Raw genomic sequence first — 20897 nt, 5'->3', positions numbered from 1 at the left:
AGTTGAGATTAATTCTGGTGAAACGCGCTGCATCAAATGTATTTGACCACGCTCGCCGAATGGACAAGGCCCGTAAAGGCATCATTTTTTACGGCATTGCGATCAATTACTTCCATGTTGCAGGCGGCCACGACACCAGAGATAAATAGCTGACGCAGCATCAGTTTCCTGTTTCAGCGAACACCTTGGCTAAGCATATGAAATGAGTGTCAGGCGCTTGCTGCGGGTAACGGCGATGGAACATCGCGCTACCGGGTGGCGGAATCGGCAATTAAAAACCGGTCACCACTGAATTTCATTATAGCGGTCGATTCGAAGAACACTATCGCCAAAGAGTTAAAAGTAGGTCTTGATGTGTGATTGTTTTGTTACTCGCAACTTTATACGGCTAACTAGGTCGTTCGGCGGCACGACGTTACAGTGATGTCTTTCTGACGCCATTAAGTCGAACAAGTTAGGACAATTACATCGACCACTTCTAGTCTGCGTCAGAGCCAATGTAAAAACGGGTGCAAGCCCGTTCAATAATCGGCTGGTCCTGGTGGGAGTCGATTGCGATTATCGGTCGATGGTTCGATAATCGCACATTCTTGGCTGTCCGGGGTTGTGTGAGGGACCGGCTGCCGCTTGTAATAGCCGCTGAACCGTGTGGGAAAAGGACCTTATATGAACGATCAAATGCGCAATTCCTTCGCTTCAGTGGCGCCGCCGATCGTTGCCTCGCCCGCCAAGCGGATCCAGGCACTGACCGGCGACCCGGATTTCATGACCTCCCTGGCCCGTGGCCTGGCCGTGGTGCAAGCGTTCCAGGAGCGCAAACGCCATCTCACCATCGCCCAGATCAGTCACCGCACGGAAATTCCCCGCGCCGCTGTGCGACGTTGCCTGCACACGCTGATCAAACTCGGCTACGCCACCACCGACGGCCGTACGTATTCGCTGCTGCCTAAAGTACTGACGCTTGGCCATGCCTATGTGTCCTCGACGCCGCTGGCGGTTTCCGCCCAGCCCTACCTGGACCGCATGAGTGAGCAACTTCATGAAGCCTGCAACATGGCCACTCTGGAAGGCGATGACATCTTGTACATCGCTCGTTCGGCCACCACCCAGCGACTGATTTCCGTCGACCTGTCGGTGGGTGGACGTCTGCCGGCCTATTGCACCTCGATGGGTCGGATTCTTCTCGCAGCGCTGGACGATACGTCACTGCGCGAGTACCTCGACCATGCAGAGTTGCAAGCCAAGACCAGCCGAACCCTGCACACCCCCGAGGCGTTGCTCGAATGCCTGCAAGAGGTGCGGCAGCAAGGCTGGTGCATCGTCGATCAGGAACTGGAACAGGGTCTGCGCTCGATTGCCGTTCCGGTGTACGACGCTTCCGGCCAAGTGGTCGCGGCGCTAAACGTCAGTACCCACGCCGGCCGAGTCAGCCGCAACGAGTTGAAACAACGTTTCCTGCCCGGCCTTCTGAGCGCGAGCCGCGACCTCAGCGCACAACTCTTTGCGTAAGCCTTTCGCCTAAGCTGTTCGATAAACGCACAGAGTCGCGTTTATCGAATTGACGCTCTTTCCCCAAGATCACTAATGTCGCGGCAGCGCCAGCCTTGGCTGGCTCCTATCCGACTGCGTTCTTGCGTGGAATAAAAATAATGAACCAGCCTCAGTCTGCTGTAGGAAACTGCCTCGACGTGCAGTCCTTCATCAATGCTCAACCCATTTCGCGCTACCAATGGCGAGTGGTGATCCTGTGTTTCCTGATTGTTTTCCTCGATGGCCTCGACACGGCGGCCATGGGTTTCATCGCGCCTGCCCTGTCTCAGGATTGGGGCATCGACCGCGCCAGTCTCGGCCCGGTGATGAGCGCGGCGTTGATCGGTATGGTCTTTGGCGCACTGGGTTCTGGCCCATTGGCTGACCGCTTCGGGCGAAAAATCGTACTGGTGGGCGCGGTGCTGTTGTTCGGCGCGTTCAGCCTGGCTTCGGCTTACAGCACCAACGTCGATCAGCTGCTGGTGCTGCGTTTCCTCACTGGCCTGGGCCTTGGTGCCGGCATGCCGAACGCCACGACGCTGCTGTCCGAATACACCCCGGAGCGCAAGAAATCCCTGCTGGTGACCAGCATGTTCTGCGGCTTCAACCTCGGCATGGCCGGTGGCGGGTTTATCTCGGCCAAACTGATTCCGGCGTTTGGTTGGCACAGCCTGTTGATGATCGGCGGGATTTTGCCGCTGATCCTCGCCGTCGTATTGCTGTTCTGGCTGCCGGAATCGGCGCGCTACCTTGTCGTGCGCAATCGCGGCACTGACAAAGTGCGCAAGACCCTGGCTCCCATCGATCCAACCGTCGTCGCTCAGGCTTCCAGCTTCAGCGTGCCGGAACAGAAAACCGTGAAGGCCCGCAACGTGTTCGCGGTGATCTTCTCCGGCACCTACAGCACCGGCACCTTGTTGTTGTGGCTGACCTACTTCATGGGGCTGGTGATCGTTTATCTACTGACCAGTTGGCTGCCGACGCTGATGCGTGACAGCGGCGCGAGCATGGAGCAGTCGGCATTCATCGGCGCGTTGTTCCAGTTTGGCGGGGTATTGAGCGCGGTGGGCGTGGGCTGGGCGATGGACCGGTTCAATCCGCACAAGGTTATCGGCATTTTCTATCTATTCGCCGGGGTATTTGCCTACGCGGTAGGGCAGAGCCTGGGCAACATCACGCTATTGGCGACGTTGGTGCTGGTGGCCGGGATGTGCGTCAACGGCGCGCAATCGGCGATGCCTTCGCTGGCGGCGCGGTTTTATCCGACACAGGGGCGGGCGACCGGGGTGTCGTGGATGCTCGGGATTGGCCGCTTTGGCGCGATTCTCGGTGCGTGGATGGGCGCAACGCTGCTGGGGCTGGGCTGGAATTTCGAGCAGGTGCTGACAGCGTTGGTGATTCCAGCGGCATTGGCGACCACGGCGGTGGTGATCAAAGGCATGGTCAGCCATGCGGATGCGACCTGAGCTCAGGGTTCAGAGGATCGGTAGTGAGACAACAATCTGTTCGATAAACGAACACTCAGTCGATTATCGGATTGTTTGGCGTTTTTCAGGGGCTTACTCTTCAGTCATTCCGGCGCTGCGCATCGCGCCTTTTTCTTCCACTGTCGGTTCATCACAAAACGGGAGCCTGCCCCATGGCTGAAATCCTTTCGCTGCACGACGCGGTGAAGCAATTCGTTAACGACGGCGATACGGTCGCGCTCGAAGGCTTCACTCACCTGATCCCTACGGCGGCGGGTCACGAAATCATTCGCCAGGGCAAGAAAGACCTGACCCTGGTGCGAATGACGCCTGACCTGATCTACGACCAGTTGATCGGTGCCGGTTGTGCTCGCAAGCTGATTTTCTCCTGGGGCGGAAACCCAGGCGTCGGTTCGCTGCATCGCCTGCGTGACGCCGTCGAGAAGCAGTGGCCGCACGCGCTGGAAATCGAAGAGCACAGCCACGCCGACCTGGCCAATGCCTACGTCGCTGGCGCTTCCGGCCTACCGTTCGCGGTGCTGCGTGCCTACGCCGGCTCCGACCTGCCGAAGGTCAACCCGCTGATCAAAACCGTCACCTGCCCATTCACCGGTGAAGTATTGGCGGCCGTGCCTTCGGTGCGCCCGGACATCACCGTGATTCACGCGCAGAAAGCCGACCGCAAAGGCAACGTGCTGCTGTGGGGCATTCTCGGCGTACAAAAGGAGGCGGCACTGGCGGCCAAACGCTGCATCGTTACCGTCGAGGAAATCGTCGACGACCTCAATGCACCGATGAACTCCTGCGTTCTGCCGACGTGGGCGTTGAGCGCGGTCTGCCACGTTCCAGGTGGTGCGCATCCGTCCTACGCTCACGGCTACAACGAGCGCGATAACCGTTTCTACCAGGCCTGGGACCCGATTGCCCGCGACCGTGAAACCTTCACTGCGTGGATCAACGAGTACATCCACGGCTGCGCTGACTTCAGCGAGTTCCAGGCCAAGCTGGCCGCTGCTTCGGAGGCCAAGTAATGACTTACACCACCAATGAAATGATGACCGTCGCCGCTGCCCGCCGTCTGAAAAACGGTTCGGTGTGTTTCGTCGGCATCGGCCTGCCGTCGAAAGCCGCCAACCTGGCGCGTCTGACTTCCTCGCCGGATGTAGTCCTTATCTACGAATCGGGTCCGATCGGTGCCAAGCCGAGCGTACTGCCGCTGTCGATCGGTGACGGTGAACTGGCGGAAACCGCCGACACCGTCGTCCCGACCGGTGAGATTTTTCGCTACTGGTTGCAGGGCGGGCGCATCGACGTCGGTTTCCTCGGCGCCGCGCAAGTCGACCGCTTCGGCAATATCAACACCACCGTGGTGGGCGACTACCATCAGCCGAAAGTCCGCCTGCCAGGTGCCGGCGGTGCGCCGGAGATCGCTGGCTCGGCGAAAAGCGTGCTGATCATCCTCAAGCAGTCGGCGCGTTCCTTTGTCGACAAACTCGACTTCATAACCTCGGTCGGCCATGGCGAGGGCGGTGATTCGCGCAAGCGTCTCGGCCTACCGGGCGCCGGTCCGGTCGGCATCATCACCGACCTGTGCATCATGGAGCCGGAAGCGGATACCCATGAATTCGTGGTCACCGCGCTGCACCCCGGAGTGACCCGGGAGCAGGTGACTGCCGCCACCGGTTGGGCGATTCGTTTTGCCGAGCACGTTGAAAACACTGCCGAGCCGACCGACATTGAACTGACGGCACTCAGGGATCTGGAAGCCCGCACCGCAGCCGCCCACGGCCAAGCCCCCGGAGAAGCCTGATGCGTGACGTTTATATCTGCGACGCAATTCGCACCCCCATCGGCCGTTTCGGCGGTGGCCTGTCGGCGGTTCGCGCCGACGACCTGGCCGCCGTGCCGATCAAGGCGTTGATGGAGCGCAACCCGTCGGTGGACTGGAACGCGGTGGACGAGGTGTTTCTCGGTTGCGCCAACCAGGCCGGCGAAGACAACCGCAACGTGGCGCGTATGGCGCTGTTGCTGGCGGGGTTGCCGGAAACCATTCCGGGCGTGACCCTCAATCGCCTCTGCGCCTCGGGTATGGATGCCATCGGCACCGCGTTCCGGGCGATCGCCAGTGGCGAGATGGAATTGGCGATTGCCGGCGGCGTCGAGTCGATGTCCCGCGCCCCGTTCGTGATGGGCAAGGCCGATGCGGCGTTCTCGCGCAACATGAAGCTGGAAGACACCACCATCGGCTGGCGTTTTATCAATCCGTTGATGAAAGCCCAATACGGCGTGGATGCGATGCCGCAGACCGCCGACAACGTGGCTGACGATTACGAAGTGTCCCGCGAGGATCAGGACGCTTTCGCACTGCGCAGTCAGCAGCGGACAGCCGCCGCGCAAGCCGCAGGATTTTTCGCCGAAGAAATCGTTGAAGTGCGCATTGCCCACAAGAAGGGTGAAAGTGTCGTCAGCCAGGATGAGCATCCGCGCGGCGACACCTCGCTGGAAGTCCTGGCCAAACTCAAACCGGTCAATGGTCCGGACAAGACCGTCACTGCGGGCAACTCCTCGGGTGTGAACGATGGTGCGGCGGCGTTGATCCTGGCGTCGGCCGAGGCAGTGAAAAAACACGGCCTGACCGCTCGCGCCAAAGTACTGGGCATGTCCAGTGCCGGTGTCGCACCACGAGTGATGGGCATCGGCCCGGTGCCGGCGGTGCGCAAATTGACCGAGCGCCTCGGTCTGGCTGTCAGCGATTTCGACGTGATCGAACTCAATGAAGCGTTCGCCAGCCAGGGTTTGGCGGTGCTGCGTGAACTGGGGCTGGCGGACGACGCGGCCCAGGTCAACCCGAACGGCGGCGCCATTGCTTTGGGCCATCCGTTGGGCATGAGCGGAGCCCGCCTGGTACTGACCGCGCTGCATCAGCTGGAAAAGACCGGTGGCAAGAAAGGTCTGGCGACCATGTGCGTCGGCGTGGGCCAGGGTCTGGCCTTGGCGATCGAACGGGTCTGACGCGCTGCGTGACTAATAAGAACTGAGGAATGCTTCATGACTGACAAGCCTGGTTACCGCCGCCCGCAAGAGGGCACCCAGCCGGAATACCTGCACCCGGCCTATCAATCCACCAACCGTCGCTCGCCGTCCAAGCCGTTGGTGTTTTTGCCCCATTCGCTGTCGGAAATTACCGGTCCGGCTATCGGCGCCGAGCGTGTGCAGGAGAAGGACCACGACCTGACCGCCCAGCACAAGGGCGAGCCACTGGGCGAGCGCATCATCATCCACGGCCGCGTGCTGGATGAAGATGGTTTGCCGGTGCCGGGCATTCTGGTGGAGATCTGGCAAGCCAACGCTGCCGGTCGCTACAACCATGATCGCGACCTGCACGATGCGCCGCTGGACCCGAATTTCACCGGCACCGGCCGCACCGTGACCGACGCCGATGGCTGGTACCAGTTCCAGACCATCAAGCCCGGCGCCTATCCGTGGGGCAACCACCACAACGCGTGGCGCCCGGCGCACATCCATTTCTCACTGTTCGGGCCGAGCATTCTGACGCGCCTGGTCACGCAGATGTATTTCCCGGGCGATCCGTTGCTGGCCTATGACCCGATCTACAACTGCGTACCGGACATCAGCGCCAAAGAGCGTTTGATCGCCAGTTTCGACCTGGAAAAAACCATCCCTTCCTATGCCCTCGGTTATCGCTGGGACATCGTCTTGCGCGGCCGCGAAGCCACGCCGATGGAGAAATAAGATGACGCTGAACGCGACCACATCCCACACCGTCGGGCCGTATTACCACATCGGTTTGACCTGGCTGAACCGCGAAGATCTGACCGTCGAACAAACCCTGGGCGAGCGCGTGGCGATCACCGGGCAAGTCATCGATGGCAACGGCGACGTCGTCAACGACGCGATGCTGGAAGTCTGGCAAGCCAACGCCGCCGGCAAGTATGACCACCCCGAAGACGATCAGGACAAACCCCTGGACCCGAACTTCGAAGGTTTTGGCCGGGTGCCGGTGGATGCAGAAGGGCGCTTCCGCTTCACCACGATCAAGCCGGGCACGGTGGAAGGCCTGAAAGGCACGACCCAGGCGCCGCATCTGGTGGTGCTGGTGTTTGCTCGCGGGTTGGTGAAGCACTTGCTGACGCGGATTTACTTTGATGGCGAACCGGCCAACGTGGCGGATCCGCTGCTGGAATGCGTGCCGGCCGAACGTCGCAATACCTTGCTGGCGAAGAAGGATGCGTCCGGTGTGTACCAGTGGAATGTGATCCTGCAAGGCACCGATACCGAGACGGTGTTCTTCGATTACTGACTCCAACCTGATCGTTCCCACGCTCCGCGTGGGAACGCATCCCGTGACGCTCCGCGTCACAGTGGACGCGGAGCGTCCATGGCGGCATTCCCACGCAGAGCGTGGGAACGATCAGCCAGAAAATGTTCGTGTGGAACGGGACTGTTGCAAAGTGTGTCTAGACTCTCACGGTCCCCATTGAGTAAAAAACAATGACAACTAACACCGCTACTACAGCGCAATACACCGGTGAAGAGCGCAGCAAAAGGATCTTCGCGATTGTCGGCGCCTCGTCCGGCAACCTCGTCGAATGGTTCGACTTCTACGTTTACGCCTTCTGCGCGATCTATTTCGCCCCTGCCTTTTTCCCGTCCGATAACCCGACTGTGCAGCTTGTGAATACGGCTGGCGTATTCGCCGCCGGGTTCCTGATGCGGCCCATCGGCGGCTGGATCTTCGGCCGGGTGGCGGACAAGCACGGGCGCAAGAATTCGATGTTGATCTCGATTCTGATGATGTGCTTCGGTTCGTTGCTCATCGCCTGCCTGCCGACCTACAACAGCATCGGCGTCTGGGCGCCGATCATGCTGTTGGTCGCCCGCTTGATCCAGGGCCTGTCGGTGGGCGGTGAGTACGGCACCACCGCGACCTACATGAGCGAAGTCGCCCTCAAGGGCCAGCGCGGTTTCTTCGCCTCGTTCCAGTACGTGACGCTGATCGGTGGGCAACTGCTGGCGGTGTCGTTGGTGGTGATCCTGCAACAGTTCCTCACTGAGGATGATTTGCGTGCCTATGGCTGGCGGATTCCGTTTGTCGTCGGTGCGGCCGCGGCGCTGATTTCACTGTTCCTGCGCCGTTCGCTCAAGGAAACCACCACCAAGGAAATGCGCGAAAACAAGGACGCCGGCAGCATCCGTGCGCTGTTCCGCGACCACAAAGCTGCGTTCATTACCGTGCTCGGTTACACCGCCGGTGGCTCGCTGATTTTCTACACCTTCACCACGTACATGCAGAAGTACCTGGTGAACACCGCCGGCATGCACGCCAAGACCGCCAGCTACATCATGACCGGCGCGCTGTTCCTTTATATGTGCATGCAGCCGTTGTTCGGCATGCTCGCGGACAAGATCGGCCGACGTAACTCGATGCTGTGGTTTGGCGCCCTCGGAACGTTGTTCACCGTGCCGATCCTGCTGAGCCTGAAAAGCGTCAGCAGCCCGTTCCTGGCCTTCGTGCTGATTACCGTGGCGCTGGCGATTGTCAGTTTCTACACCTCCATCAGTGGCCTGGTAAAAGCCGAAATGTTCCCGCCGGAAGTGCGCGCATTGGGCGTCGGCCTGGCGTATGCGGTGGCGAATGCAATCTTCGGCGGTTCGGCGGAATACGTGGCTCTGAGCCTCAAAGCCGGGGGCATGGAAAACTCCTTCTACTGGTACGTGACGGTGATGATGGCGGTGGCGTTCCTGTTCAGCCTGCGCTTGCCGAAACAAGCGAAGTATTTGGAAAACGACCTTTGATCTTTACCCGTGGGCCCGACCGGCCCACGCCTCCAGGGACTGTTTATGAACGAGCGACCGGGCAATCAATTGTTCGATGCCTATTTCACTGCCCGCGACATGCGTGAGGTGTTCTGCGATCAGGGTCGGGTTCAAGCGATGCTTGATTTCGAAGCGGCACTGGCCCGGGCTGAGGCGCGAGTCGGGCTGATTCCGCAAACGGCTGTCGCGCCGATTGAAGCAGCCTGTAAGGCCGGGCATTACGACTTCGCTGCTCTCGGCGAGGCGATTGCCACGGCGGGCAATTCGGCAATTCCGTTGGTCAAGGCGTTGGGTAAACAGACCGCGGCCAACCATGCCGAAGCCGAGCGTTATGTGCATCTGGGCGCTACCAGCCAGGACGTGATGGACACCGGTCTGGTGTTGCAACTGCGTGGCGCGCTGGAGCTGATCGAAAGCGATCTGGCGCAACTGGGCGAAACCCTCTCGACCCAAGCCCAGCGTTACGTCGCCACACCGCTGGCCGGGCGCACCTGGTTGCAGCACGCGACGCCCGTCACCCTCGGCATGAAAATCGCCGGTTGGCTGGGCGCTGTCACTCGCAGCCGTCAGCGTCTGCGGGAACTCAAGCCGCGACTGCTGGTGCTGCAATTCGGCGGCGCCTCCGGAACCCTCGCGGCCCTCGGCGAGCAGGCGATGCCGGTTGCCCAGGCGCTGGCTGAAGAATTGAAACTGACACTGCCGGATCAACCTTGGCACACCCAGCGAGACCGCTTGGTGGAGTTCGGCTCGGTACTGGGATTGATCGCCGGCAGCCTCGGCAAACTGGGCCGCGACATCAGCCTGTTGATGCAGACCGAAGCCGCTGAAGTGTTCGAACCTTCCGCGCCGGGCAAGGGCGGTTCCTCGACCATGCCGCACAAACGCAACCCGGTGGGCGCGGCGGTACTGATCGGCGCTGCGACTCGCGTACCCGGTTTGCTCTCGACCCTGTTCAGCGCCATGCCTCAAGAACATGAGCGCAGCCTGGGCCTGTGGCATGCCGAGTGGGAAACCCTGCCGGAGATTTGCTGCCTGGTGTCCGGCAGCCTGAAGCAGGCGCGGCTGGTGGCGGATGGACTGGAAGTGGACGCCGAGCGCATGGCCCGCAACCTCGATCTGACTCAAGGGCTGGTGCTCGCCGAAGCGGTGAGCATCGTCCTCGCCCAACGAGTGGGGCGCGACACTGCGCACCATTTGCTGGAGCAATGCTGCAAGCGCGCAGTGGCTGAACAACGTCATTTGCGAGCGGTACTCGGCGACGAGCCGCAAGTGACTGCCGAACTGTCGGATGCTGAACTCGATCGTCTGCTGGACCCCGCCCATTATCTCGGTCAGGCCCATACCTGGGTCGAGCGAGCGGTGGCTGAACATTCTGCGTTGACTGCCTGAAGGAGATTGCTGTGGCTTTCGTACAACTCGCCGAGGGCGAACTGCATTACCAACTTGACGGCCCGGCTGATGCGCCGGTGCTGGTGCTGTCCAACTCGCTGGGCACTGATCTGCACATGTGGGACGCGCAGATTGCGGCGTTCACCGAGCATTTCCGGGTGCTGCGATTCGACACCCGTGGCCATGGCAAATCGCTGGTCACGCCGGGGCCGTACAGCATCGAGATACTGGGCCATGACGTGCTGGCGCTGCTGGATGCGTTGCACATCGAACGCGCGCATTTCTGCGGTCTGTCCATGGGCGGCTTGATTGGCCAGTGGCTGGGGATCAACGCGGGTGATCGCCTGAACAAACTGGTGGTGTGCAACACCGCGGCGAAAATCGGTGATCCGTCGGTATGGAACCCGCGCATTGAAACCGTGCTGCGTGACGGTCCGGCCGCCATGGTCGCCTTGCGTGATGCGTCGATTGCGCGCTGGTTCACCGCGGCTTTTGCGGAAGCCAATCCTGCTGCCGCGAAGAAGATTACTGACATGCTGGCCGCCACCTCGCCTGAAGGATATGCCGCGAACTGTGCCGCCGTACGCGATGCCGATTTCCGCGATCAGTTGTCCTCGATCAAGGTGCCGCTGCTGGTCATCGCCGGCACCGAAGACGCGGTCACGCCGCCATCCGGCGGGCACTTCATTCAGGAACACGTGCAGGGCGCCGAGTACGCCGAGTTCTATGCGGCGCACCTGTCCAACGTTCAGGCCGGTGTTGCATTCAGCGACCGGGTAGTGACGTTTTTGTCAGCTCATTAAGGGGATTGTTGTGGACGAGAAACAACGTTACGACGAAGGCCTGAAAGTCCGCCGCGCGGTACTCGGCGATGCCCATGTCGACCGCAGCCTGAACGCGTTGACCGAGTTCAACTCGGAGTTTCAGGAAATGATCACCCGCCATGCCTGGGGCGACATCTGGACCCGTCCGGGGCTGCCGCGCCATACCCGCAGCCTGATCACGATTGCCATGCTGATCGGTATGAACCGCAACGAAGAACTCAAACTGCACCTGCGCGCCGCCGCCAACAACGGCGTGACCCGCGGCGAGATCAAGGAAGTGATCATGCAGAGCGCGATCTACTGCGGCATTCCAGCGGCGAATGCGACGTTCCATTTGGCCGAGTCGGTATGGGATGAGCTTGGAGTCGAATCCCGGGAGTAATTGCGGGGAGATTGATCGTTCCCACGCTCTGCGTGGGAATGCCTCACCGGACGCTCCGCGTTCGGCTCTTGATGGGACGCGGAGCGTCCCGGGCTGCATTCCCACGCAGAGCATGGGAACGATCAATCGCCTTACAACAAACTGATCGGATAGCTGACGATCAACCGGTTTTCATCGAACTCGTTATTGCTGAAGTCACGGCGAATGGTCGAGTTGCGCCATTTGACGTTGAAGTTTTTGAGCGCGCCGCTCTGCACGGTGTAACCCAATTCGCTTTCGCGGCCCCATTCCTTACCATCAGTGATGGTGCCGGTGTGGACGTTGTCGCCGCTGATGTAGCGATTCATCAGGGTCAGGCCGGGAATGCCGAGGGCGACGAAGTTGTAGTCATGCCGTACCTGCCAGGATTTTTCCTGAGCGTTGTCATAACTGGCGTTGTAACTGTCGTTGGCCAGGGTTCCGCCGCTGGTGCCGTTGACCCGCATCCAGGCGTTGTCGCCGGTGAGTTTTTGCAGGCCGACATAAAAGGTGTTGCCACCGTATTTGGCCGAGAACAGGCCTGACCAGGTCTTGTTGTCCAGCTCGCCGGCCCGGGCGCTGCCGTCATCCTTGCCGTAGAAGAAACCGAGGTTGGCACCCAGGGTCCAGTCGCCGATGGGCTGGCTGTGGATCAGATTCACGTACTGCTGGCTGTAGATGTCCTTGAGTTCGGCGTTCCACAAACCGATCTGGGTGCGCTTCTCGTTGAAGACGTATTCGCCGCCCTGGAAGTTGAAACGGTCGGAGGTGAACGCCGGTTTGCCGGTCATCGACATGTCGCTCATGTTGCTGTCGTCGCGCGGACTGTTGGCGCGGAACTGGCCGCCGTAGAGCGTCAGGCCGTCAATTTCCTTCGAGGTGATCTGGCCGCCACGGAACGTTTGCGGCAAGGAACGACCGTCGTCCGAACGCAGGATCGGCAGCACTGGCATCCATTCGCCGACCTTCACTTCGGTCTGCGACAGCTTGGCCTTGAACGCCACGTTGGTGCGCCCGAAGTTGTCCGCCGGGCGACCGTCGTGATCCAGTGGCAGCAACTGTGTGCCGCCTGTGCCTTTACCGCCATCGAGTTTCACCGAGTACAGGCCCAGCACATCCATGCCGAACCCGACGGTGCCTTGAGTGAACCCGGACTTGGCGTCGAGGATGAAGCTTTGTGTCCACTCTTCTGCCTTGCCCTGGGTTTTGGTCGGGTTGGTGAAGTTGCGGTTGATGTAGAAGTTGCGCAGGTTCAGGTTGACCTTGGCACCTTCGACAAAGCCTGACTCCTCGGCCATGGCGGGCAGAGCCGTACTGGCCAGTGCAACGGCGAGGAGGCTGGGGAACCAGTATTGAGTATTGGAAGGTGTCATGTGCTCGGGTCTCTCTAGTTTTTAGGCGTGAAACGGGGTGCTGCCGCAACTTGGGGGTTGCAGACAAAAATTTGAAATCAGGACAAAGACGAACGGGATCAGCCGGAGAGGGCAGGGCGCGGGGGCATGGTGTCGAACCTGTTGTTATTGGTCTTGTGCGACGAATGGTGCGGGGGATGGGCGGGGCGATTCAATTGGCGAAAGCGGGTTTTGGGCGATTATCGAACGTAAGATTGGCTGGGGATTTGAGTTGTCTGTTCGGGCCTCATCGCGAGCAAGCTCGCTCCCACAGGGGATTGTGTTTGTCACAAATCGCCTGCACACAGAATGGACCAATGTGGGAGCGAGCTTGCTCGCGATGAGGCCAGTCCTGGCGCCACAATTTTCCAGCAGACAACAAAAAGCCCACCAATCGGTGGGCTTCTTGTTTTACAGCGCTATCAGAACAACTTCAGCTTCGGCGCTTCTTCTTTCAACGGCTCGTTCTTCGCGGTCTGCTCGTTCCAGCCACCGCCCAGTGCCTTGTACAGATTGACGGCACTGACCAGTTGCGCCAGACGGTCGGTGATCAGCACCTGTTCAGCACTGAACAGCTGGCGCTGGGCATCGAGGAAGGTCAGGTTGCTGTCGACACCAATGCGGTAACGACGCTCGGCCAGACGGTAGTAGTCCTGGTTCGCGGTGACGAAATCACGCTGGGCCTGCAACTGATCGGTGTAGGTCTGGCGGGCGGCCAGGCCATCAGCGACTTCCTGGAAGGCCGTTTGAATGGACTTCTCGTAGTTCGCCACGCCGATGTCTTTCTGGATTTTTGAATAATCCAGGCTGGCGCGCAGGCTGCCGGCATTGAAGATCGGCAGGTTGATCTGCGGCTGGAACAACCAGGTGCCCGAACCGCCCTTGAACAGACCGGACAGGTCCGGGCTCAGGGTCCCGGCGTTGGCCGTCAGGCTGATGCTCGGGAAGAACGCAGCCCGCGCCGCGCCGATGTTGGCGTTGGCCGCTTTCAGGTCGTATTCGGCCTGGAGGATGTCTGGACGACGTTGCAGCAAGTCCGATGGCAGACCGGCCGGCACGTCGCTCAGCAGGTCGTCAGCCAATGGCTTGGCCGCTTGCAGATTGGCCGGGACGCCCGTGCCGAGCAGCAACACCAGGCTATTTTCATCCTGGGCGACTTGACGGGTGTACTTGGCCCTTTGCGCGCGGGCGTTTTCCACCGAGGTACGCGACTGGGCCAGGTCCAGCGCCGAGGCGACACCCACTTCGTTGCTGCGGGCGGTGAGCTTGTAGCTCTCCTCGAACGCACCCAGGGTGTCCTGGGTCAGTTTCAGCAGTTCCTTGTCGGCCTGCCAGGTCAGATAGGCGTTGGCCACACTGGCCACCAGGCTGATCTGGGTGCTGCGGCGCGCTTCTTCAGTGGCGAAGTACTTCTGCAGCGCTTCTTCGCTCAGGCTGCGAACCCGACCGAACAGGTCGAGTTCATAGGCGCTGATGCCGACCGTGGCCGAGTAGGAACTGGTGATACCCGCTTCGCCGGTCTGCGAGGCCCGAGCCGGGACCCGCTGACGGCTGCCGGTGCCGTTGGCCGACACGGCCGGGAACAGATCGGCACGCTGGATGCGGTATTGAGCCGCGAAGGCGTCGATGTTCAGCGCCGCGACACGCAGGTCACGGTTGTTTTCCAGGGCGACCTGGATCAGCTGTTGCAACGCCGGGTCATGGAAAAACTGCTTCCAACCCTGTTCAGCGGCAGCCTGGGCAGGCGCCTGGGCCGACGAATACGCCGGACCTTGCGGGTATTGGCCCGCCACCGGTGCTTCAGGCTGCTGATAATCGGGAATCAGCGAGCAGCCGCCGAGCACGAAAGCGGCAACAGCCAGGGAGAGTAGCGACTTGCTCATTAGCCAGCCTCTTTAGAAGGTTCAATAGCGTCGTCCTGGTCAGCGGTTTTGCGCTGCCCCATGGCCGACACGGTGACGAAAAACAGTGGGACCCAGAAGATCGCCAGGATCGTGGCCGTGAGCATACCGCCAATCACCCCGGTACCGATCGCATGTTGGCTACCCGAACCTGCACCCGTGGAAATTGCCAGTGGTACCACACCGAGGACGAAAGCGAGCGACGTCATGATGATCGGTCGCAAACGCATCCGGCAGGCTTCGACCGCGGCATCGCGCAGGCTACGCCCTTGTTCATGCAGTTCCTTGGCAAATTCGACAATCAAAATGGCGTTTTTCGCCGCCAGACCAATGGTCGTCAACAGGCCCACCTGGAAATACACGTCGTTGGACAGACCGCGCAGGCTGGTCGCCATCAGCGCACCGATGATCCCCAGCGGTACCACCAACATCACCGCGATCGGGATCGACCAGCTTTCGTACAGCGCCGCCAGACACAGGAACACCATCAGCAGCGACAGGGCGTACAACGCTGGCGCTTGCGAACCGGACAACCGTTCCTCGTAGGACAGACCTGTCCAGGAAATACCGACACCGGCCGGCAGTTTCTTGGCCAGGGCTTCGACTTCGAGCATGGCTTCACCGGTGGAATAACCGGGCGCCGGGGCACCGAGGATTTCCATCGCTTCGACGCCGTTGTAACGCGACAGCTTCGGTGCGCCGTAAATCCACTCACCCTTGGCGAACGCCGAGAACGGAACCATGGTGCCGGCGCTGTTGCGCACATACCATTTCTTGACGTCTTCAGGACTCATGCGCGCGCCCGGCTCGCCTTGCACGTACACCTTCTTCACCCGACCGCGGTCGATGAAGTCGTTGACGTAGCTACTGCCCAGGGCAATCGACAGGGTGTTGTTGATGTCGGTGAGGGTGATGCCCAGGGCACTGGCCTTCTCGTCATCGATTTCCAGCTGGTATTGCGGTTCGTCGTTCAGGCCGTTGGGGCGCACTTGCGACAGAATCTTGCTTTGCGCCGCCATGCCGAGGAACTGGTTACGCGCTTCCATCAGCTTGTCGTGACCGATACCGGCGCGGTCTTGCAGGAACACGTCGAAACCGGTGGCGTTACCCAGTTCCAGTACCGCTGGCGGTGCGAAGGCAAACACCATGGCGTCACGGAAGGTGAAGAAGTGCTGCTGGGCTCGGGCCGCGAGTTTGAACACGCTGTTTTCGGCGTTACGTTGGTCCCACGGTTTGAGCATGATGAACGCCATACCCGAGCTCTGGCCACGGCCGGCGAAGTTGAAGCCGGTCACGGTAAACACCGAGGCCACCGCGTCGCCTTCACCACCGTCCTTGCTCGGACGCAGCAGGAATTCACGCATTTCATCCACGACCACTTGCGTGCGCTGGGCACTGGAACCGGCCGGGGTTTGCACCTGGGCAAACAATACGCCCTGGTCTTCTTCCGGCAGGAACGCGGTCGGGATGCGGGTGAACAGCCAGATCATGCCGACCAGGATGATGAGGTAGGCCAGCAAGTACGGGGCCTTGTTCGCGAGCATGTTGCCCACGCCACGCTCGTAGCTTTTGACGCCACGGTCGAAATTGCGGTTGAACCAGCCGAAGAAGCCGCGTTTCGGTGTGCCGTGCTCGCCTTTCGGAATCGCCTTGAGCATGGTCGCGCAGAGCGCCGGGGTGAAGATCAGCGCGACCAGTACCGACAGGGCCATGGCCGAGACGATGGTGATCGAGAACTGTTTGTAGATCACACCGGTGGAACCGCTGAAGAACGCCATCGGCAGCAGTACCGCCGACAGCACCAGGGCAATACCGACCAGTGCACCCTGGATCTGCCCCATGGATTTCTTGGTGGCCTCCTTGGGTGACAGGCCTTCTTCGCTCATGACCCGTTCGACGTTTTCCACCACGACGATGGCGTCGTCCACCAGCAAGCCGATGGCCAGCACCATGCCGAACATGGTCAGGGTGTTGATGCTGAAACCGAACGCTGCGAGGATCCCGAAGGTACCCAGCAATACGACTGGCACGGTCATCGTGGTGATGACGGTGGCGCGGAAGTTTTGCAGGAACAGGAACATCACCAGGAACACCAGCACGATCGCTTCGACCAGGGTTTCAACCACGCCCTTGATCGACTCGGTCACCACTGGCGTGGTGTCGTACGGGAACACCACTTCCATCCCTTCCGGGAAGAACGGCTTGAGGGTTTCGATGGTTTTGCGCAGGGCTTTTGCCGTGTCGAGGGCGTTGGCACCGTTGGCCAGTTTCACCGCCAGACCGGAGGCCGGGCTGCCGTTGAACTGGGCGCTGATCGAGTAGTTTTCACCGCCCAGACCGACATCCGCCACGTCGCCGACACGCACTTGCGAACCGTCCTTGTTGACCTTGAGCAGGATCGCCTTGAATTGCTCAGCGGTCTGCAGACGGGTCTTGCCGATGATCGTCGCGTTCAGCTGTTGGCCTGCAACGGCAGGCAAACCACCGAGTTGACCGGACGACACCTGGACGTTCTGTGCGGCGATGGCGGTTTTCACGTCCACCGGGGTCAGGTTGAAGTTGTTCAACTTGGCCGGGTCGAGCCAGATCCGCATTGCGTACTGCGCACCGAAGACCTGGAAGTCACCGACACCGGCGGTCCGCGAGATCGGATCCTGCATGTTCGACACGATGTAGTTGGACAGGTCGTCCTTGGTCATGCTGCCGTCGCGCGACACCACGCCGATCACCATCAGGAAGTTTTTCACTGCCTTGGTCACGCGGATACCCTGTTGCTGCACTTCTTGCGGCAGAAGCGGGGTGGCCAGGTTCAGCTTGTTCTGGACCTGAACCTGCGCGGTATCGGAGTTGGTGCCCTGCTCGAAGGTCGCGGTAATGGTCATGCTGCCGTCGGAGTTACTTTCCGACGAGACATAACGCAGGTTATCGATACCGTTGAGCTGTTGCTCGATCACCTGCACCACGGTGTCCTGCACGGTTTGTGCGGACGCGCCCGGGTAGGTCACCTGGATCGCAATGGCCGGAGGCGCAATGCTCGGGTATTGGTTGATCGGGAGTTTGAGGATCGATAGTGCCCCGACCAGCATGATCACCAGGGCAATTACCCAGGCGAAAATCGGACGGTCGATAAAAAATCTGGACATGGTTTACTCCCCTTTGCCGCTGGAAGCCTTGTTAGCTGCCTGTACGGGGGCCGGGTTCTTTGCGCCAACGTTAGTCGCTTCAGTGGCTTTTACTTCAACGCCAGGTTTGACGTATTGCAGCCCTTCGGTGATCAGTCGATCGCCGGCCTTCAGACCGTCTTCGATCAGCCACTGGCTGCCGACAGTGCGACTGGCCTTGAGCTGACGCAGTTCGACCTTGTTGTCCGGACCGACGACCAGCGCGGTCGGGGTGCCTTTGAGATCACGGGTCACGCCTTGTTGCGGCGCGAGGATCGCCGCGCTGTTCACACCGGCCTGCAATTGGGCGTGTACAAACATGCCTGGCAGCAGGGTGTGGTCAGGGTTCGGGAATACCGCACGCAAGGTCACGGAACCGGTGGTCTGGTCCACCGAGACTTCGGAGAACTCGAGCTTGCCTTCCTGTTTGTACTGGCTGCCGTCTTCGAGGGTCAGCATGACCTTGGCCGCGTTGTCGCCAGATTTTTGCAGACGACCGCTTTCCAGTTCGCGGCGCAGTTCCAGCAGCTCTACCGAAGACTGGGTGACGTCGACGTAGATTGGGTCCAGTTGCTGAATCACCGCCATCGCGTCGACCTGGCCGCTGGTGACCAGCGCGCCTTCGGTCACGGTCGAGCGGCCGATGCGGCCGGAGAGTGGCGCGTAAACCTTGGTGTAACGCACATTGATCTGGGCGCTTTGCAGGGCGGCTTCCGATTGCAACCGGTTGGCCAGGGCCGTGTCGTATTCCTGACGGCTCACAGCCTGTTCGCTGACCAGTTGCTTGTAGCGGTCGGAGATCGATTTGGTCTGTTGCAGGTTGGCTTCGGCACTTTTCAGGGTGGCTTCATAAACCGCCGGATCGATCTGATACAGCTGCTGGCCGGCCTTGACGTCGCCGCCTTCCTTGAACAGGCGCTTGAGAATGATGCCGTTAACCTGAGGGCGAACTTCGGCGATGCGGTATGCGCTGGTACGGCCCGGAAGCTCGGAGGTCAGGGTGAAGGCTTGAGGTTGCAGAGTAACGACGCCGACCTGAGGGGGTGGTGCGGCAGGTGCCGCCTCTTCCTTTTTGCATCCGCTGAGCAGCGATGCCAAGGCGAGGGCGGTGACCAGAGCGGTAACAGCTGGCTTGAATTGCATGAAAATCCTCGGGTCAGGCGCGCAAATTGCGCACTCGAAATGTGGAAAGGTAAAAAATGTGCGCTGAGTGGATAAGTAGCTTGCTAAGGAATATACTTACGTTCATGGTTGTTTGTAAATACCTTGGCCGCGTATCCACACCGTTACAAAAGCCGTTCAAGGGTTCGAATTGTAGGCCGGGGACGACGCCCAAGAACGCTCGCCCCACTTTTATTCAGCTGATGTTCAGACATCGCTGAAGCATCCTGATTGAGGTTGTACTGTCATGGTCCGTCGTACCAAAGAGGAAGCTCAAGAAACCCGCAGCCAGATACTGGAAGCGGCAGAAAAAGCCTTTTACGAAAGGGGCGTGGCGCGCACGACACTGGCGGATATCGCTACCCTGGCCGGGGTCACGCGCGGCGCCATCTACTGGCATTTCAGCAACAAGGCGGACTTGGTGCAGGCCATGCTTGATACCCTGAAAGAGCCGCTGGATGAAATGGCCAAGGCCAGTGAAAGCGAAGATGAACTCAACCCCCTCGGCTGCATGCGCAAGCTGCTGATTCATTTGTTTCATCAAGTTGCCCTGGATCCGAAAACCCGACGCATCAATGAGATTCTGTTTCATAAGTGCGAATTCACCGATGAAATGTGTGACCTGCGTCAGCAGCGCCGAGAGGTCAGCCTTGATTGCAATGTGCGAATTGCCCTGGCGCTGAGTAATGCGGTCAATCGGGGGCAGTTACCGGAAAATCTCGATACGGCCCGCGCAGCCATCAGCCTGCATGCGTACATCGACGGCATCCTGTATCAGTGGCTGTTGGCGCCCGACAGCTTTGAACTGCACATCGACGCCGAGCGTTGGGCCGATACAGGGTTGGATATGCTGCGCTTGAGCCCAAGCCTGCGCAAATGAAACAAAATGCGTAATTGGATCCGGTGGTGACAATAGACACGAGCGAAAGATCATTTCTTTGCTCGTGTCATTGTAATGGGGTGCTTTTATATACGGAGGCGCGTCAGGTTGACAGGTAGCGAGCTACGTATTTTGTATGAATTTTGTGTCGCGGGTGCGATGAGCGTGAGCCGGGTTACTGATTCAGTCGCATGGGGTTAGCGCTCGCGCTGCAAAACCCCGGACTGAATCAGCCCCTATCGGCCAGTGTTGTCAGCCTCCATCAGCCCAAGGTGATTTCCACCTCGAAGTTGAAGGGCGCCTCATCACTCATGTTGGTGATTTTGGTTGAGCAATTGATCTTGGATGAGCCAATTGAATTGATGGAGTTTTTTACCCTCGGCTTGAGTGTTGGCGTAAGAAGGCCAAAGGAAGTATTCATTATCAAACCTAGATCAAAGCGGACCCCGACATTCTGATCGATGAAGTCTATGAACTGATTGAACATGATTTTGTTTTTAGGCCAGGGGTAGGCGTAGTTGTAATTGAAATCGGCTTTAAACGCTGTTTGTCCTTGAGGAGGAATGTAGAACGATTCACGCTCTGATTTGTCGAGTGGCAAACTGGTCTGAGCCATTTCAAATTCGTGGGGCGTGTTATTAATGATTTTGACAATCACACGTGTAGTTTTTGGATCTTTCTTCTGATTCTTCCATCGTTCGATCGCTTGGTTCATCTCGCGCTCGGCCTTGGCATTTTCCATCAAATCAGCCAATTCTACTTTGGCCTTGCCTACCATATCCTCCAGCATGGCCCGGTTTTCCTCGCTGAACAGGTAGGGCGAAAGCTGGAAAAGAACTCCGATAGAGGTAGAGTTAAAGTACGATAGCAGATCGTCGGAGAGATCACTGATTGTGTAATCAGTGTTTTCAATAGTGTTCATTTCGATTCCTTTCGATAAGGTTAGTGTTGTATTT

General features: G+C 59.6%; 18 protein-coding genes. 12 read left to right on the top strand and 6 right to left on the bottom strand.

The window, feature by feature from the left end:
- Nucleotides 1–32: 32 nt before the first annotated feature.
- Nucleotides 33–161 carry a hypothetical protein gene (locus tag ACMXYI_RS00210; protein ID WP_415770969.1) on the bottom strand — a complete coding sequence of 43 codons (129 nt, stop codon included), beginning with the start codon at nt 159–161 and terminating at the stop codon, nt 33–35.
- A 505-nt stretch (nt 162–666) separates the two neighbouring features.
- Here ACMXYI_RS00210 and pcaR point away from each other — a divergent pair.
- The 11 genes from pcaR to pcaC all read left to right on the top strand — a co-directional run bounded on the left by pcaR (nt 667) and on the right by pcaC (nt 11429).
- Nucleotides 667–1509, top strand: coding sequence for a pca regulon transcriptional regulator PcaR (gene pcaR, locus ACMXYI_RS00205; RefSeq protein ID WP_415770967.1), 843 nt, complete (start codon nt 667–669; stop codon nt 1507–1509).
- A gap of 140 nt (nt 1510–1649) precedes the next feature.
- Nucleotides 1650–2996 carry an MFS transporter gene (locus ACMXYI_RS00200; RefSeq protein WP_283183301.1) on the top strand — a complete coding sequence of 449 codons (1347 nt, stop codon included), beginning with the start codon at nt 1650–1652 and terminating at the stop codon, nt 2994–2996.
- A 173-nt stretch (nt 2997–3169) separates the two neighbouring features.
- Nucleotides 3170–4027 carry a CoA transferase subunit A gene (locus tag ACMXYI_RS00195; protein ID WP_007947285.1) on the top strand — a complete coding sequence of 286 codons (858 nt, stop codon included), beginning with the start codon at nt 3170–3172 and terminating at the stop codon, nt 4025–4027.
- Complete coding sequence (locus tag ACMXYI_RS00190) at nt 4027–4806, top strand: CoA-transferase subunit beta (RefSeq protein ID WP_415770966.1); 780 nt, start codon at nt 4027–4029, stop codon at nt 4804–4806. Before ACMXYI_RS00195 ends, ACMXYI_RS00190 begins: the two co-directional genes overlap by 1 nt.
- A complete protein-coding gene (gene pcaF / locus ACMXYI_RS00185; protein ID WP_415774004.1) occupies nt 4803–6008 on the top strand; it encodes a 3-oxoadipyl-CoA thiolase in 1206 nt (401 codons plus the stop codon). The genes ACMXYI_RS00190 and pcaF overlap by 4 nt, the downstream gene beginning before the upstream one ends.
- A gap of 36 nt (nt 6009–6044) precedes the next feature.
- Complete coding sequence (gene pcaH / locus ACMXYI_RS00180) at nt 6045–6749, top strand: protocatechuate 3,4-dioxygenase subunit beta (RefSeq protein ID WP_415770964.1); 705 nt, start codon at nt 6045–6047, stop codon at nt 6747–6749.
- 1 nt (nt 6750) lies between these two features.
- A complete protein-coding gene (pcaG, locus tag ACMXYI_RS00175; RefSeq protein WP_415770963.1) occupies nt 6751–7317 on the top strand; it encodes a protocatechuate 3,4-dioxygenase subunit alpha in 567 nt (188 codons plus the stop codon).
- Between the two features lie 191 nt (nt 7318–7508).
- A complete protein-coding gene (locus ACMXYI_RS00170) occupies nt 7509–8813 on the top strand; it encodes an MFS family transporter (protein ID WP_415770962.1) in 1305 nt (434 codons plus the stop codon).
- 45 nt (nt 8814–8858) lie between these two features.
- Entirely contained in the window at nt 8859–10223 is a 1365-nt protein-coding gene (locus tag ACMXYI_RS00165) for a 3-carboxy-cis,cis-muconate cycloisomerase (RefSeq protein WP_415770960.1), read from the top strand.
- Nucleotides 10224–10234: 11 nt separating this feature from the next.
- Nucleotides 10235–11026 carry a 3-oxoadipate enol-lactonase gene (pcaD, locus tag ACMXYI_RS00160; protein ID WP_415770958.1) on the top strand — a complete coding sequence of 264 codons (792 nt, stop codon included), beginning with the start codon at nt 10235–10237 and terminating at the stop codon, nt 11024–11026.
- A gap of 10 nt (nt 11027–11036) precedes the next feature.
- On the top strand, nt 11037–11429 hold the full coding sequence (gene pcaC, locus ACMXYI_RS00155) for a 4-carboxymuconolactone decarboxylase (RefSeq protein ID WP_008147336.1): 393 nt from the start codon (nt 11037–11039) through the stop codon (nt 11427–11429).
- Nucleotides 11430–11560: 131 nt separating this feature from the next.
- Here the strand turns inward: pcaC and ACMXYI_RS00150 are convergent, their stop codons facing one another.
- The 4 genes from ACMXYI_RS00150 to emhA form a co-directional block, all read right to left on the bottom strand.
- Complete coding sequence (locus tag ACMXYI_RS00150; protein WP_415770956.1) at nt 11561–12820, bottom strand: OprD family porin; 1260 nt, start codon at nt 12818–12820, stop codon at nt 11561–11563.
- A 440-nt stretch (nt 12821–13260) separates the two neighbouring features.
- Entirely contained in the window at nt 13261–14721 is a 1461-nt protein-coding gene (gene emhC / locus ACMXYI_RS00145) for an efflux RND transporter outer membrane subunit EmhC (protein WP_415770954.1), read from the bottom strand.
- Nucleotides 14721–17882: an efflux RND transporter permease subunit EmhB gene (emhB, locus tag ACMXYI_RS00140; RefSeq protein ID WP_415770953.1), complete on the bottom strand. Its 3162-nt coding sequence runs from the start codon at nt 17880–17882 to the stop codon at nt 14721–14723. Before emhB ends, emhC begins: the two co-directional genes overlap by 1 nt.
- Before the next feature lie 3 nt (nt 17883–17885).
- Complete coding sequence (gene emhA, locus ACMXYI_RS00135) at nt 17886–19043, bottom strand: efflux RND transporter periplasmic adaptor subunit EmhA (RefSeq protein ID WP_415770951.1); 1158 nt, start codon at nt 19041–19043, stop codon at nt 17886–17888.
- A gap of 265 nt (nt 19044–19308) precedes the next feature.
- Between emhA and emhR the strand changes: the two genes are divergently transcribed.
- Complete coding sequence (gene emhR / locus ACMXYI_RS00130) at nt 19309–19941, top strand: efflux system transcriptional repressor EmhR (RefSeq protein WP_415770949.1); 633 nt, start codon at nt 19309–19311, stop codon at nt 19939–19941.
- A gap of 262 nt (nt 19942–20203) precedes the next feature.
- Here emhR and ACMXYI_RS00125 read toward each other — a convergent pair whose 3' ends face one another.
- Nucleotides 20204–20863, bottom strand: coding sequence for a hypothetical protein (locus tag ACMXYI_RS00125; RefSeq protein WP_415770947.1), 660 nt, complete (start codon nt 20861–20863; stop codon nt 20204–20206).
- Between the last annotated feature and the right edge of the window lie 34 nt (nt 20864–20897).

It is taken from the genome of Pseudomonas lyxosi (genome assembly GCF_047758685.1).
Lineage (GTDB): Bacteria > Pseudomonadota > Gammaproteobacteria > Pseudomonadales > Pseudomonadaceae > Aquipseudomonas > Aquipseudomonas lyxosi.
Note: the sequence above shows the minus strand (reverse complement) of the source record. Positions and strands in the feature narration are given on the sequence as shown.